Genomic DNA, 15,530 nt, shown 5'->3' with positions numbered 1-15,530 from the left:
CGAAAGTCAGGACGCCGGGCTTGTGCAGCAGCTCTTCGAGTTTGAGGTCGGGGCGGGCGCTGACGAGTTCGAGGTCGAAACGGAACGGTTCGTTGAGGGCTTCGCGACCGGTGAAGCTGAGGACTTGCAGGTCGGCGTTGGCGCCTTCAAGCGTGAGGGTGATGTGGGTTGCGTTGGCGTCCAGCATGCCTTGAATTCCGTCCGTTGAATAAGCAGGTGACGGATGATGGAGGATTAAGCGGCCTCGTTCAAGGCACAAAAGCCGTAGGTCTGGCAGGTTTGCGGTATAGGGCAAACCCTTACCCCTAGTGTTTTGCCCAATGAAACCGGGCGTTTGCTGCGAATCGGCGCTCACTGCCGGCAACTTTTCCCACGACCCCGGGTTGAAGAATCCTCAGTCAGATTCAGACTAAAGTCGCCTGTAGCCCATCAAAGCCATCTGCCATCATTGCCGCTCACCCCTGCGTGTTCACTTTCTCCTGGTTCAATCTGACCCGGGACGGGAGCTATTTTTCTGGCTTGTTGCGCGCTTGCGCAAACGCTGCATTGTTGGAGTTTTTCATGCGTCCCCCATTTCCCCTCATCACCCCGCGCCAGTCGTTTGGCTTCGGAGCCTTTGTGCTGTGCGCAGGTTTTACCGCACAGGTTCAGGCCAGCGGATTCCTTGAAGACACCTCGGCGAAAATCGAGTCGCGCACGGTGTACTTCAACCGCGACTTCCGTGATGGGCACACCACGAACGATCAGGGCGCGTCCAAGCGTGAAGAGTCGGCACAGGGCTTTATTCTCAACCTGCAATCGGGCTACACCGACGGTACCGTGGGTTTTGGTATTGATGCGCTGGGCATGCTCGGCTTTCAACTCGATTCCAGCCCGGACCGCAGCAACAGCGGCTTGCTGCCTTCCAGCGGCAACGATCCACGCGGCTCGAAAGGCCAGTACGCGAAAATGGGCCTGACCGCCAAAGTGAAGGTTTCGGACACGGTGCTGAAGTACGGCGCGCTGCTGCCGGATCTGCCGCTGTTGAAATACAACGACGGTCGTTTGCTACCAACGATGTTTAACGGCGCCATGCTCACCTCTAAAGAGCTGAAAGATCTGACCTTCATGGCCGCGCGCCTGGACAAGTACACCGCGCGCGATTCCACCGATTCGCAAGACATCCGCGTGCACTGCAAGAACAAACGCTACGCCTGCAACACCACCGCCGACCATTTCGACATGTACGGCTTCGATTACAAGATCAACGATCGCCTGACCGCGCAGTATCACTACGCCGAACTGGAAGACATTTATCGTCAGCACTTTGTCGGGCTGTTGGGTAATCAACCGTTAGCTGGCGGTGTGCTCAAAGCGGATCTGCGCGTGCTGAAAAGTGCCGACAGCGGTGATGCCAAGGCCGGTTCCATCGATAACCGGGCGTTGAGCGGCATGTTGTCCTATGCGCACAGCGGCCACACGTTCAGCGCCGGTTGGCAGCGCATGAACGGCGACAACTCGATGCCGTACCTCGATGGCAGCAATCCGTATCTGGTCAACTATGTGCAGGTCAACGACTTCGCCGCCGCGCAGGAGCGCTCTTGGCAACTTCGTTACGACTATGACTTCAAGGCCATTGGCATTAATGGTTTGAGCTTCCTGACGCGCTATGTGAACGGTGACCACATCAAGGTGTTGGGCAGTGATCAGGAAGGCAAGGAGTGGGAACGCGACAGCGAGTTGAAGTATGTGATTCAGACGGGCACGTTCAAGGATGTGAGTCTGCGTTTGCGTAATGCGACGTATCGCACCAATTATGAGAAGTTTGCCCGGGATGTGGATGAGACACGGTTGATTGTGAGTTATAGCTTTTCGGTGTTGTAGGTCTTGGATGTGTAGTGCTTGATCGGGCGCTATCGCGAGCAGGCTCACTCCTACAGGGGATCTTCAGTGGACGCGGATATCGTGTTCAACATTGATCCATTGTAGGAGTGAGCCTGCTCGCGATGAGGCCCTTGAAGTCACCGTTACAACCAATGCCAGAACCGACTCCAGAACCCCCGATTCAAATCCTCCTTACACCCGGCATATTGCCGCGCATACACGTCCGAACGGTTCTGCACTTTGCGCGCTGTCGGCATCAGCCAGGCTTTGCTCGCGTAGGTCTTGTTGCGGAACCCGCCCCAGCCTTCGTGGTAGTTGAGGTACTGGTTATAGGCGTCGTACTTGTACACGCCATTGATCGAATAGGTCTTGTCCATGTACCAGCCGACAAAGTCGATGGCGTCGTCGAAGTCTTCGCGGTCGGCGCCGCTGCGGCCGGTGCTTTTCTGGTAATCGGCCCAGACTTCATCTTTGGCTTGCGCATAACCCGAGGCGGTCGAGACGCGGCCCCACGGGATCACCCAGAGCAAGTATTTGCGTGGGGTTTTGGCGTCGTAGCGGTAGCCGGATTCCTGATACATGATCGCGAAGGGCACCTGAATCGGTACGCCCCAGCGCTTTTGCGTGACTTGCGCGGCGTCGTACCAGTCGCTTTTTTCGCGGAAGATTTCACAGATGTCTTCCGGCGAACGGGGCGGCGAGGTGCCGCACCCGCTCAGTAGCGTTGCCAGTGTCAGTAGTCCAAGCGTCTGCCCGTAATTCAAAAGCCGTTATCCCGTCGTGCGCAAAAAGGCCGACAGTCTACGCGCTCAGCGCAATTGGTGACGATAGGGCAGATCCGGGCCGGTCTTGCTGCAGGTCAGCGCGGCGGCTTGCACGGCGAACTTGAGCATGGCGTCGATCTGCTCGCGAGCGAGTTGCTGCACGCCTTCGACCGAATCCAGACCGTGCTCGGTCAGCCAGGTGATCAGCGCGGCCTGGAAGGTGTCACCGGCGCCAACGGTGTCGGCGATCTGCACCGAGGCCGCCGGCACCGACCAGTTGCCATGGCGGCGGCTGAACACACTGGCGCCGTCGCCACCCCGGGTCAGGAAAACGATCTGGCAGCGCTGTTCGAGCCAGCCTTCGATCACCCGTTGTGGGTCCTGTTCGGGAAAGAGCAGGCTCAAGTCTTCGTCGCTGACCTTGATCAGATCGGCCATTGGCACCAGCGTCGCGATGCGTTCGCGCCACAGGTCGATGTTCGGCTCGGGATTGAGCCGCACGTTCGGGTCGAGGGTGATCAGGCGTTTGCCGCTCTCGCGTTGCACCAGGGTCAGCAAGGTGTCGCCGATCGGCTGCACCACCAGCGAGAACGAGCCAATGTGCAAGCCGCGCACCTCAGGACCGAGCGCTGGCAAATGCGCCACGCTCAGTTGCCGATCGGCACAGCCTTCACCGCGAAAGCTGTAATGCGGCGAGCCATTGGCACCGACGGCGACCATGGCCAACGTGGTCGGCGCGGCGAAATCCACCAGATAGTCCGCGCACACGCCTTCATCCTGCAGCACTTGCTGCAAGCGGCGGCCGAGGTAGTCGGTGGACAGCCCGCCGAACAGGGCCGAGTCCACGCCCAGACGGCGCAAACCGACGGCGACGTTGAACGGCGAACCGCCGGCAATCGCCTTGAAATTGACTTTCGAGGCCAGACCGCTGGCGTCGTCTTCACTGAAAAAATCAAACAGGGCTTCGCCACACACCAAATACATAATTGTTTGCTCTTTATAGGGTTGCGACATGCTGTTGATAGCGTTCATAGGCCTGCTGGAACGCCGCGACGTTGGCGGCAATCGGCAGGGTTTCGCTGCTTGAATCGAGTTTCACGCAGCGCTGGCACAGATCGGCGAGGGTGTCTTCGTGGCCGTTCGACCAGGATTTGCACCACGCCGCTTGTATCGCCGCGCCAAGGGCGGCGGCTTCGCTTTGTTCGGTGCAGATCACCGGGGTGTTCATGATGTCAGCGACGATCTGCCGCCACACCGCGCTTTTCGAGCCGCCGCCGATCAGGCAAATGCTGCGGCTTTGTAAACCATTCTGGCGGAGCAAATCCAGCCCGTAGCGCAAACCGAAGGTGGTGCCTTCGACGGCGGCGCGGCACAGATTGGCCTGGGTCAGGTTATCCAGCGTCAAGCCGTGCAGGCTGCCGGTGGCGTGGGGCAGAGCGGGGACGCGTTCGCCGTTGAGGAACGGCAGCATGCTCACGCCGTCGGCGCCGATGGAGGCCTGGGCGACGAGGTCGTTGAACTGCTGTAGATCGAGGTCGAACAACTCGCGAATCGCGCCGGTAGCATTGGTCAGGTTCATCGTGCAGATCAGCGGCAACCAACCGCCGCTGGACGAACAGAACGTCGCCACCGAGGCGTCCGGGCTGACTTTCGGCACCTCGGAATAGGCGTACACCGTGCCGGAGGAACCGAGGCTCATGGTGATCGCGCCGGGCTGAATATTGCCGGTGCCGATGGCGCCCATCATGTTGTCGCCGCCACCGCTGGAGACCAGCGCATTGGGGTTGATGCCGAGGTGTTCAGCGATGGCCGGGAGGAGGGTGCCGACAGATTGATGTGCATCGATCAGCTCAGGCAATGCCGCTTGCAGGCGTCCGCTGGCGTCGATGTCGCGCAGCAGTTGCAAGTCCCATTGGCGGGTGCGCACGTTGAAATAGCCGGTGCCGGAGGCGTCGCCGTATTCGCTGCAGGCGCGGCCGGTGAGCCAGAAGTTCAGGTAGTCGTGGGGCAGCAGAATGCGCGCGATGCGCGAGAACACCACGGGGTGCTGTTCTTTGGTCCAGAGCAGTTTCGACACGGTGTAGCCCGGCGCGATAACCACGCCGAGGCGTTCCAGCGAGCCTTTTTCACCGCCCAGATGAGTCAGCAGACGGTCGTTTTCGGCGCTGGTTTCGGTGTCGCACCAGAGCTTGGCCGGGCGCAGGACTTCACCTTGATCATCGAGCAGAACCAGACCGTGTTGCTGGCCGGAGACGCCGATGCCGAGGATCGACTGGCCGTCGACATTCGCCGCCAGCAATGCCTGGCGGGTGGCGAGGGTGAAGGCTTCGAGCCATTGCTGGGTGTCTTGCTCGCGGCGGCCGTTGGCGCCGCTGATCATTGTGTGTGCGGCGGCGCCTTGGCCAAGGACTTGACCGCTGATGGCGTCGAGGATGATGGCTTTGGTGCCTTGGGTGCCGCAGTCGATGCCGAGAAACAGTTGTTGTTTTGTCATTAGCACTCCAGGACCGCTCGTTCCCACGCTCTGCGTGGGAATGCCTCATTGGACGCTCTGCGTCTGCTATTGGATGGGACGCGGAGCGTCCCGGGCTGCATTCCCACGCAGAGCGTGGGAACGATCAGGCTGCGAGAATCTTTTCCAGCGTCCGCGTCACACCCTCTTCGCGCAAGCTGTTGCAGCACCACTCGAACGCCGCGACAAACTCCGCCGAACGCGGGATCGCCGTGCCGAAAATCTCTTCGACCGCCAACAACCGTTGGGTGATTAAAGCATCGTCCGCCACCAACGCCTGACAAAACGCCGCGCGCGGATCCGGAATCGAATAGCTATCGCCATTCTCATCCACACCCTTCAAATACAACGCCCAGGCCGCCACCACCAACGCCGCACGTTTGGTCTCTTGCCCATCGACAATCAACCGGTTGATGGTAGGAATGGTGAACTTGGGAAATTTCGACGAGCCGTCCGAGCAGACCCGCTCCAGCTGATCGGCAATCGCCTGATTGGAAAACCGCGCCACCAATGTGTTTTTGTAATCCGTCAGATCAATGCCCGGCACCGGCGCCAGTTGCGGGGTCACGTCCAGATCCATATAGGCGCGCATGTATCGCACGAACAGCGGATCGTTCATGGTCTCGTGCACAAACCGATAACCCTTCAAAAAGCCCAGATACGTCAGCGCCAGGTGGCTGCCGTTGAGCAGTTTGATCTTCATTTCTTCGTAGGGCGAAACATCGTCGGTGAACTGCACGCCGACCTTTTCCCAGGCCGGGCGCCCGTTGACGAATTTGTCCTCCAGCACCCATTGCACGAACGGCTCGCAGACCACCGGCCAGGCATCATCGACGCCGTGTTTGTCGGCCAGTTGCAGGCGATGCGCGGTGCTGGTCATTGGCGTGATGCGGTCGACCATGGCGTTGGGGAAACTGACGTTGGCGTCGATCCAGCTGCACAGATTGCTGTTGCGCAATGAGGCGAACGCCAGCAGCGCCTTGCGCGTCACGGCACCGTTGTGCGGGAGGTTATCGCAAGACATCACGGTAAACGCCGGAATGCCCGCCGCGCGGCGTTTTTCCAGGGCTGCACACAAGAAACCGAACACGGTTTTCGGCGCCTCGGGATGCGCCAAGTCATGTTGAATCTGTGGCAGGTGCGCCATGAATTCGCCGTTGCTGTCGTCGATGCAATAACCGCCCTCGGTGATGGTCAGCGAGACGATGCGGATTTGCGGGTCGGCAAGTTTGTCGATCAATGCCTGAGCGCCGTCCTCGGCCAGCAGCATGTCGCGAATCGCGCCAATCACGCGGACCTCGGTGTCGTCGCTGTCACCGAGTTCGAACAGGGTGAACAGGTAGTCCTGTTCCTTGAGATCGTCGCGGGCGCGGCGGTCTTCGGCACGCAGGCCGACGCCGCAAATCGCCCAGTCGAGGGCTTCGCCGGTGTTCATCAGCGCATCGGTGTAATACGCCTGATGTGCGCGATGAAAGCCGCCGACGCCGATGTGGGCGATACCTTGGCGAGTGTCGCTGAGGCTATAGGCCGGCAGTTGCACTTCGGCGGCCAGACGATGGAGGTTCTGTTGGTTGAGTTTCATCGGGAGTTCTCGAAATCAGGCCGCAGCGCGCAGCGGACGGGTCAACGCCACACCTTCGGCATCGAATAAATGGCAGTGAGCAGCATCGAGGTGCAGGCTCAGTTGTTCGCCGTAACGGCTGGCCAGATCCCCGCGCACGCGCATGGTCAGGGCTTCGCCGGCATTGGTGGTGACGTGGCAGAAAGTGTCGCTGCCCAGGCGTTCGCTGACGTCGGCGGTGACTTGCAGGCTGCAATCACCGGGTTGCGCCAGTTCAAGATGTTCCGGGCGAATACCCAGGGTCACGGCGCTGCCGACACTCAGATTGGCGGTGTTGAACGGCAGGGTGATGCGCGTGCCGGCGTCCAGCGAGACTTCGCAGCTCTGGCCGTCAACGCGGGCAATCGTGCCTTTGAGGAAGCCCATTTTCGGCGTGCCGAGGAAACCGGCGACGAACAGGTTCGCCGGGTTGTGATACAGATCCAGCGGCGAGCCGACCTGTTCGATCTTGCCGCCATTGAGCACCACGACTTTATCGGCCATGGTCATCGCTTCGACCTGATCGTGGGTCACGTAGATCATCGTCGCTTGCAGGTCCTTGTGCAGGCGCAGCAACTCCAGGCGCATCTGCACGCGCAGCGCGGCGTCGAGGTTGGACAGCGGTTCGTCGAAGAGGAAGATTTTCGGATTGCGCACGATCGCGCGGCCAATCGCAACGCGTTGACGCTGGCCACCGGAGAGTTGTTTTGGCTTGCGCTCAAGCATCGGTCCGAGTTCGAGAATGCGCGCCGCTTCACCGACTTTCTTCTCGACTTCGGCTTTCGGCACGCCGGCCAGGTCGAGGGCGAAGGACATGTTTTTCTTCACGGTCATGTGCGGGTACAGCGCGTAGGTCTGGAACACCATCGCCAGATCGCGCTTGGCCGGGCTGACTTCGGTGATGTCGCGGCCGTCGAGTTCGATGGTGCCGTCGCTGACTTCTTCGAGGCCGGCGATCAGCCGCAGCAGGGTGGATTTGCCGCAGCCCGACGGGCCGACGAAGACCACGAATTCCTTGTCGTTCACCTCAAGGTCGATGCCTTTGATGATGGAGAAACCTTCGAAGCCTTTTTGCAGATTCTTGATTTTCAGGTTGGCCATGAGGATGGGCCTCCGCAATTTATTATTCAGTTGAATCGAACGCGTTTTTGTAGGAGTGAGCCTGCTCGCGATAGCGGAGTGTCATTCAACAATGATGGCGACTGACACGGCCCCTTCGCGAGCAGGCTCACTCCTACAGGGGGAATGTGTTGGGTTCGGGATCTTCATTTCACGGCGCCGAACGAGAGGCCGCGCACCAGTTGCTTCTGGCTGATCCAGCCGAAGATCAGAATCGGTGCACAGGCCAGGGTCGAGACCGCCGACAACTTGGCCCAGAACAAACCTTCCGGACTCGAATACGAGGCGATCAACGCAGTCAGTGGCGCGGCTTTCGACGAGGTCAGATTCAGCGACCAGAAGGCCTCGTTCCAGCACAGAATCAGCGACAGCAGCACGGTCGAAGCGAGGCCACCCTTGGCGATCGGCAGCAGCACGCGAACCATTTCCTGCCACAGCGTGGCGCCGTCGAGGCGGGCGGCTTCGAGGATGTCTTTGGGGATGTCCTTGAAGTAGGTGTAAACCATCCAGACCACGATCGGCAGGTTGATCAGCGTATAGATCACGATCAGCGCGATGCGCGTGTCGAGCAGGCCGAAACTCTTCGCCAATAAGTAGATCGGCATGAGCACGCCCACCGGCGGCAGCATCTTGGTCGAGAGCATCCACAGCAGCGTGCCTTTGGTGCGCTGGGTTTCGTAGAACGCCATCGAGTAAGCGGCGGGCACCGCGATCAACAGGCACAGGGCCGTGGCGCTGAAGGAAATCACCACCGAGTTCCAGGCGAAGCTGAAGTAGTCGCTGCGCTCGTTGATGTGCAGGTAGTTCTCCAGCGTCGGCGTGAAGAGGAACTGCGGCGGCGTGGCGAACGCGTCGATTTCGGTTTTGAAACTGGTCATCACCATCCAGAAGATCGGGAAGAAAATCACGATCGCGATGGCCCAGGCCAGGGTGCCGAGCAGCAGGCTTTGCAGCCGGCGGGATTGTTGGAGAGTCATGGCAGGCCTCAGGCTTTGTCAGTCAGGTTTTTGCCGATCATCCGCACCAGAATGATCGCGGCGATGTTGGCGATGACCACGGCAATCAGGCCGCCCGCCGAGGCCATGCCGACGTCGAACTGCACCAGCGCCTGGTTGTAGATCAGGTAGGCGAGGTTGGTCGAGGCGTAGCCGGGGCCGCCGTTGGTGGTGGTGAAAATCTCGGCGAACACCGACAGCAGGAAGATCGTTTCGATCATCACCACCACGGCAATTGGTCGCGCCAGATGCGGCAGGGTCAGGTGCCAGAAGATCGCGATCGGGCCGGCGCCGTCGAGGCGCGCGGCTTCTTTCTGTTCCTGGTCGAGGGACTGCATCGCGGTCATCAGAATCAGGATCGCGAAGGGCAGCCACTGCCACGAGACAATGATGATGATCGACAGCAGCGGGTAGTGCGCGAGCCAGTCCACCGGTTGCGCGCCGAACAGCTTCCAGACGTAGGCGAGAATCCCCGAGACCGGATGGAAAATCAGGTTCTTCCAGATCAACGCACCGACCGTGGGCATGATGAAAAACGGCGAAATCAGCATGACCCGGACGATGCCGCGCCCAAGGAATTCGCTGGCCTCGAGCAAGGCACTGATCAACACGCCGAGGACCACACTGATCAGCAACACGCTACCGACCAGCAACAGCGTGTTGGTGGCACCGGGCATGAAGCCCGAGTCGGTCAGAAAGTAGCTGAAGTTCTCCAGCCCGACGAACTCGTTCTCACCGGGGTAGAGCAGGTTGTAGCGGATCATCGAGAAGTAAATGGTCATGCCCAGCGGCACGATCATCCACAGCAGCAACAGGGCCACCGAAGGGCTGACCAGAAACCAGCCGGGATTGCGTACGCGGACCTTGCGCGCAGGTGGCGACAGGTCGAGGTGGGCTTTGGCAGTTGAAATATTCATGGCAGTAACCGATTCGACAGGCGAATGAAGATCCCCTGTAGGAGTGAGCCTGCTCGCGATAGCGGTGTGTCAGTCACCGCTTTGTTGGATGAAGAACCGCTATCGCGAGCAGGCGAAGGCCTACAAAAGGCAGAAGCGAGCTGTTGCGGTTACTTGGGATAACCGGCGCGCTTCATCTCGCGTTCAGTGGTTTGCTGCGCAGCCGCCAAGGCTTGATCCACCGTGGTCTGGCCGATCAGCGCCGCCGAGAACAGTTTGCCGACCTGCGTACCCACGGCCTGGAACTCAGGAATGGTCACCAGTTGAATGCCGATATAAGGCACCGGTTTCAGCGTCGGTTTGCTCGGGTCAGCCGCTTTCAGCGATTCCAGCGTGACCTTGGCGAACGGCGCCGCGCTCATGTAGGCGTCGCTGTAGGTCGAAGCGCGGGTGCCGGGCGGGACGTTGGCGATGCCGTCGGTTTTGGCCACCAGCTCGCCGTACTCTTTGGAAGTCGCCCAGGCGCTGAACTCTTTTGCGGCGTCTTTGGCTTTGGAACTGGTCGGAATCGCCAGCGCCCACGAGTACAGCCAGGCCGAACCTTTGTCTGTGACCTGATGCGGGGCGAAGGTGAAGCCGACGTGATCGGCGACCTTGCTTTGAGTCTTGTCAGTCACAAACGAGCCGGCGACGCTGGCATCGACCCAGATTGCGCATTTACCACTGTTGAACAGCGCGAGGTTTTCGTTGAAGCCGTTGCTGGAGGCGCCCGGCGGGCCGGATTTCTTCATGGTGTCGACGTAGAAGTTCAGCGCGTTTTTCCACTCGGGACCGCTGAATTCCGGTTTCCACTGTTCATCGAACCAGCGTGCGCCATAAGCATTGGCGACAGTGCTGATCAGCGCCATGTTCTCGCCCCAACCGGCCTTGCCGCGCAAGCAGATGCCGTACTGCTCCTTGTCTTTGTTGGTGAGTTTTTCGGCGAAACCGGCGATCTGTTCCCAGGTCGGACGCTCGGGCATGGTCAGGCCGGCATCCTTGAACAGGTCAGTGCGGTAGTAAGTGATCGAGCTTTCCGCATAGAACGGCAGGGCGTACAGCGAACCCTTGACCGACAGGCCTTCACGCACCGACGGGAACACATCGTCGAGGGCGTAACTGGCCGGCAGGTCCTGCATCGGTTCCAGCCAGCCTTTGGCGCCCCACAGTGCGGCTTCGTACATGCCAATGGTCAACACGTCGAACTGACCGCCCTGAGTGGCGATGTCGGTGGTCAGGCGTTGGCGCAGGACGTTCTCTTCCAGCACCACCCAATTGAGCTTGATGTCCGGATGCTCGGTCTCGAAGGTTTTCGAGAGTTTTTGCATGCGGATCATGTCGCTGTTGTTGACGGTGGCGATGGTCAGGGTCTGGGCGCCAAGGCTGACGCTGCTGAGGGTCATGCAGGTGAGGGCAAGCAGAGCTTTTGCAGTGGGTTGCATCGTGCACTCCTTTTCTGCACCCAAAGGGTTACAGAAGGACAGTTATTGTTTTTGTGTCTTCCTGTGCAGGAAGAATGTGCGCTGATTACAGCCTTCAATTGCAGGACTGACAAATCATCCCTAGCACTTTTGTCGATACTTTTTTGCACTGGGCTTTGACGTGGTGAATGCAGAGAAGGGCGTTTCAGCGCCGAGGTGCTATCGAATGCGTACAGGTTTCTGATGTCGACACAGCCCCTTGTAGGAGTGAGCCTGCTCGCGATAGCGGAATGTCAGCCAACATTTCTGCAAGCTGTCACACCGCTATCGCGAGCAGGCTCACTCCTACAGTGGAATTGTGTTGTCAGTGGTGGTTCTGTTCGGTCAGGCGCTGCACGGCGAGCCGCCGGTAGTGCGACGGCGTCATGCCCTTGAGCTGCTGAAAGCGCCGATTGAAGTTGGAAATGTTGTTGAAGCCGGATTCAAAGCACACCTCGGTCACCGGTTTATCGCCATCGGCCAGCAGCTCGCAGGACTTGCTGATACGCAGGCGATTGACGAACTCGATGAAATTGCGCCCGGTGGCCTGCTTGAACACGCGACTGAAATAAGTCGGCGTCATGCCCAGATGCTCGGCGACTTCCTCCAGCGAGATGTCGCGGGCGTAGTGGCTGAAGATGTAATCGACCGCCCGGTTGGTGCGATCGATATTGTGCTCGTCGGCCAGTTGCGGGGTGGTGGCGCCGGACAACAACTGGAAATCATCGCTGGCGGCAAGCAACTCCATCAGGATAAAAAAGTGCCCGAGGCGGGTGATGCCCTTGCTGTCGGCGATGCGTTGCATCAGCGTCATGGCCTGGTGAATGGTGCGCTTGCAGCGAAACTCGATGCCGTACTGCGCGCGCTCCAGCAGAGGCGCCAGGGTTTTCAGTTCGGCAAATACCTGGTGACCACTCTCGAACAACTCATCGGTGAAGTTGACCAGCATGTCGCGCTTCTCAACGACCTCGTCCTCGGCCACCTGACTGATCCAGTTGTGCGGCAGGTTGGGGCCGGTGAGGAACAGGGTTTCGGGATAAAAATTGCCGATGTAGTCGCCGATGAACACCTTGCCGGAGCTGGCAACGATCAGGTGCAGTTCGTATTCCTTGTGGAAATGCCAGCGCACCAGCGGGCACGGAAAACCGTGCTGGCGGTAGATGATAGACAAGCCGTTATGGTCATCCATCAACTCGTATGAAGGGTCGGTCACGCGGGCGGTTCGGGTCATGGCGAGCTACTTTTTTGTTATCGCCTGCCGATCATGCCTCGTTTCTCGGGGTGTGCGCCAGCTTCACTCAAACGGCTTGTTCATGAACCACGCTTCGGGACTTATCAACGGCTTTTTCCTGATTGACCCGCTGGCAGAAACGCACAATGTTCGAGTTTTTAATAAAGTCGAAACTGATGATGTTGCACTTTTTTGCCCAGGCGGATTTGTCAGGGTCGAACCACGTATCGAGATCGTCGAGAATTCGCTGAGGGCCGCCAAGGGTAAAACTGGTTGCCGACAGCGACCATGGGTACAGCGTGCTTTTGTGGGTTTTCAATACCTCTTTGATATAACCCTGCAGGTCGAGAACACTGACAAGTTGTTTGTTGATCCACTTGTGCTGAATGTTTCCATATATTCGATGATCCTGTGTTTCCCAAGTCATAGGCGCTGCCACCATGATTCTTTGCAATGGACTGGTTGCCTTGAGCTGGCCGAGGGTCATGTGCAAGTTCCGATTGGGGATCATTCGGTCACCCAGATGTTCCAGCATTAACGTCTGAAATTCCGAATGGTCAAACGGGTCTTTGCCATTTCCCAGTTCGTGAAAGTCCAGAATGATGAATTCATTGTTGTTTCTTTCATAAAAGCCTTTCAAATCGCGGACAAGATCTTCAAGGGTACGAGAAGACAGAAAACCGTTGTGGTGAAAGCGGAACTTCGCCAGGCCTGTCGACTTGTTATCGACAGTCAGGCGTACGTCAAGGGCCCGGGCGCCGCGGTTCAGTTGTGAATAGAAGGAGACGTCCTGACAGGCGAGCCAGTTTTTGCCGGGGATCAGCGCATAACTCGCTTCGTTGTCGCAGCCAGCATTATGTGTGCCTGGCAAGGTCAGCTCAAACAGCGACAAGTTATCGATTTGCGGTGTGTCTGCCATCCATTGGAAGGCTTGGAAGTTTTCACGAGCGTTCATGTTGTACATCCTGCGATGGAGTTAAAGTTGATGGGGTTTGTGCGCGCAGGATGTTTATAGCGGTTGTCGGTTAATTGGCAAAGTATGCTTTTAATGCAAGTCGTGTAGAAGTGATTGCTTATAAGTCTTGTACGGTCTGAGTGTTTTGGTTTTTCGCTTCGATCCATTGCGACATATATTGCGTACTTTTATGCGAGTGGTGGCGAAGCATACTGCCGGTGAAGTTGCTGGCTCTGAGGTTTTGCAGATGTTGTTGGCAATAACGCAGTTTCTCTATCAATGCCAAACCGTGTACTGACTGTTGATAGCGTTCATTCAGCAGCGTATAGCCCGCCTGGCAGGCGTCCTGCCAACGCGCCTCGTCCTTGTAAAGCGCAACGGCGTTATTGGCGAATTCGATGGCGCTGCTCGTGACGGCGCCTGGCCAGGCGTGGTCACCGTGCATGCCCTCGGCGCCAACGGGCGTGGTCACGCTGGGCGTGCCACACAGCATGGCATCGATCAGTTTGCCCTTGATGCCGGCACCAAAGCGTAACGGCGCCAGACACACCCGTGCCGCCGACATGACCTGCAACGCATCTTCAGCCCAGTTCATGATGTGGAAACCTTCGCTGGCGTTATGCAGTGCGGTGGCTTTGGGCGGCGTATAGGCACCATAGATGTGCAGTTGTGCCTGGGGCAATTGCTGGCGAATCAGCGGCCAGATCGTGCTCTTCAGCCACAGCACGGCATCCCAGTTGGGCGCATGACGGAAGTTGCCGATGCTGAGGAAGTTCGCCCGATCCGCAAAGGTTGCGGGGGCGGCCGCTGGCGGGTCGATCATCAACGGGCACCAGTGCAGCAATTGCCGGGGCAAGCCGAACTGTTCGATCAGCAATTCGATTTCCACTTCGGAGATCATCAGGTTCAGATCGCAACGGTACAGTGCGGCAATTTCGCGCCTGGCCAGATCGGTCTCGGCCATCAGCCCGAATTCGTCGCGCAGGTCTGGGGCAAAGACATCACTGAAATCATTCTGGTCAGGATTGACCTTCAGGCGCGACTTGAGCCGTTGATGACGCGCATGCCGCAGACTTTGCAGATCGGAAGTCTCCAGCACGCGCAGGGCCTGCGGGCAGTGCTTTTCAACCCGCCAGCCGAACTGCTCTTCCATCATGAACTGATCGAACAACACGATATCCGGCGCCAGTTCGCTGATGAATGCGTCGAAACTGCTGTTGTTCAGTTCAATGGGCACCTCGCGGATCCCCAGCGCCGCGAGGTCGGCCTTGTGTTCGCCCGGACCTGCGGGGCTGCTGAACGTGATCTGCCAGCCTTGCTGCAAAAACGTTTCAAGGATCTGCATGACATGCCCGCTGGCAGCCGAAGAGCGTGGTTCCGGCCAGACGTAGCCAATAACCAGGACTTTGGTGGAAGGGGCTTGATTCATGCGCGGGTATTCCTTGAGGCGGGCTGTGGCAAAAAAACGGCGCGCAATTAAACCACAGGTCGCCCGGTACTCAGGTGTTCTGGTCGAGAACAGCCTTGACCTTGTCGCGCAGTTGATCGATCGAGAACGGCTTGCCAATCACGTGCATGCCCGCCGGAATATCAATCGATTCTGCGTAACCACTGGCGAACAGGATCGGCAGCGCGGGGCGCAGTTTGCGTGCTTCGGTGGCCAGTTCGCGGCCATCCATGCCCGGCAGGCCGACGTCGGTCATCATCAGGTCGATGCGCAAATCCGAGTCTTTGAGATTTTCCAACGCCTGCTCGCTGCCATCAGCCTCAAGCACCGCGAACTCCAACTCCTCCAAGACATCGACAATCAGCATGCGCACGATGTCATCGTCTTCTACGACCAGGATGGTGGATAGGGTGGCAGACATATTCAGGCTCTCAAAAGTCAGTTCAGGGTCGCCGGTCGATCAAAAGTGCCGGGCTCTTTCATCAGTAAGTGGCGCAGTGCCACAAGTTCCCCGCCCGAGACAAAAAAAGCATAGCCGCAGACGGGGCCGCAAGGATAACTGTTCGGGGCCGCGAACACGCCGGTGAGTGTAGGAATTTGCGGCGAAAGGTGTGAGAAAAATGGATCCACACCGCCGTTTTGGGGCAAA

The 15,530-nt window shown here is 58.6% G+C and carries 13 protein-coding genes and 1 pseudogene; 1 reads left to right on the top strand and 13 read right to left on the bottom strand.

Features of this window, described 5'->3' with window-relative positions; all coding sequences use genetic code 11:
* A pseudogene (locus ACWR1S_RS13865) lies at positions 1-187 on the bottom strand (type VI secretion system tip protein TssI/VgrG); the annotation flags it as partial.
* 374 nt (positions 188-561) lie between these two features.
* Between ACWR1S_RS13865 and ACWR1S_RS13860 the strand changes: the two are divergent.
* Positions 562-1,863, top strand: a complete 1,302-nt coding sequence (locus tag ACWR1S_RS13860; RefSeq protein ID WP_454563895.1) for an OprD family porin — start codon at positions 562-564, stop codon at positions 1,861-1,863.
* Between the two features lie 143 nt (positions 1,864-2,006).
* Here the strand turns inward: ACWR1S_RS13860 and ACWR1S_RS13855 are convergent, their stop codons facing one another.
* From ACWR1S_RS13855 to ACWR1S_RS13800, 12 genes are all read right to left on the bottom strand, one after another.
* Complete coding sequence (locus tag ACWR1S_RS13855) at positions 2,007-2,627, bottom strand: transglycosylase SLT domain-containing protein (RefSeq protein WP_116028949.1); 621 nt, start codon at positions 2,625-2,627, stop codon at positions 2,007-2,009.
* Positions 2,628-2,672: 45 nt separating this feature from the next.
* The gene (locus ACWR1S_RS13850) at positions 2,673-3,611 is read right to left on the bottom strand and encodes a carbohydrate kinase family protein (RefSeq protein ID WP_454563894.1); all 939 of its coding nucleotides are present in this window, start codon (positions 3,609-3,611) and stop codon (positions 2,673-2,675) included.
* A 13-nt stretch (positions 3,612-3,624) separates the two neighbouring features.
* A complete protein-coding gene (gene xylB, locus ACWR1S_RS13845; RefSeq protein ID WP_454563893.1) occupies positions 3,625-5,121 on the bottom strand; it encodes a xylulokinase in 1,497 nt (498 codons plus the stop codon).
* A gap of 124 nt (positions 5,122-5,245) precedes the next feature.
* Positions 5,246-6,721 (bottom strand): mannitol dehydrogenase family protein, encoded by a 1,476-nt coding sequence (locus tag ACWR1S_RS13840; RefSeq protein ID WP_454563892.1) that lies wholly within the window; start codon positions 6,719-6,721, stop codon positions 5,246-5,248.
* 15 nt (positions 6,722-6,736) lie between these two features.
* Entirely contained in the window at positions 6,737-7,840 is a 1,104-nt protein-coding gene (locus ACWR1S_RS13835; protein ID WP_454563891.1) for an ABC transporter ATP-binding protein, read from the bottom strand.
* 164 nt (positions 7,841-8,004) lie between these two features.
* Complete coding sequence (locus ACWR1S_RS13830; RefSeq protein WP_454563890.1) at positions 8,005-8,835, bottom strand: carbohydrate ABC transporter permease; 831 nt, start codon at positions 8,833-8,835, stop codon at positions 8,005-8,007.
* 8 nt (positions 8,836-8,843) lie between these two features.
* Positions 8,844-9,770 (bottom strand): carbohydrate ABC transporter permease, encoded by a 927-nt coding sequence (locus ACWR1S_RS13825; protein WP_454563889.1) that lies wholly within the window; start codon positions 9,768-9,770, stop codon positions 8,844-8,846.
* 149 nt (positions 9,771-9,919) lie between these two features.
* Positions 9,920-11,230, bottom strand: coding sequence for an ABC transporter substrate-binding protein (locus ACWR1S_RS13820; protein WP_454563888.1), 1,311 nt, complete (start codon positions 11,228-11,230; stop codon positions 9,920-9,922).
* A 343-nt stretch (positions 11,231-11,573) separates the two neighbouring features.
* Positions 11,574-12,479 (bottom strand): AraC family transcriptional regulator, encoded by a 906-nt coding sequence (locus ACWR1S_RS13815; protein WP_454563887.1) that lies wholly within the window; start codon positions 12,477-12,479, stop codon positions 11,574-11,576.
* A gap of 67 nt (positions 12,480-12,546) precedes the next feature.
* Positions 12,547-13,434: a phospholipase gene (locus ACWR1S_RS13810; protein WP_454563886.1), complete on the bottom strand. Its 888-nt coding sequence runs from the start codon at positions 13,432-13,434 to the stop codon at positions 12,547-12,549.
* 118 nt (positions 13,435-13,552) lie between these two features.
* Positions 13,553-14,863 carry a glycosyltransferase gene (locus ACWR1S_RS13805; RefSeq protein WP_454563885.1) on the bottom strand — a complete coding sequence of 437 codons (1,311 nt, stop codon included), beginning with the start codon at positions 14,861-14,863 and terminating at the stop codon, positions 13,553-13,555.
* A 70-nt stretch (positions 14,864-14,933) separates the two neighbouring features.
* Positions 14,934-15,302, bottom strand: coding sequence for a response regulator (locus ACWR1S_RS13800; RefSeq protein WP_454563884.1), 369 nt, complete (start codon positions 15,300-15,302; stop codon positions 14,934-14,936).
* Positions 15,303-15,530 lie beyond the last annotated feature (228 nt).

Source organism: Pseudomonas sp. AIG, assembly GCF_977020205.1.
This window is presented reverse-complemented; position numbering and strand designations above follow the sequence as displayed.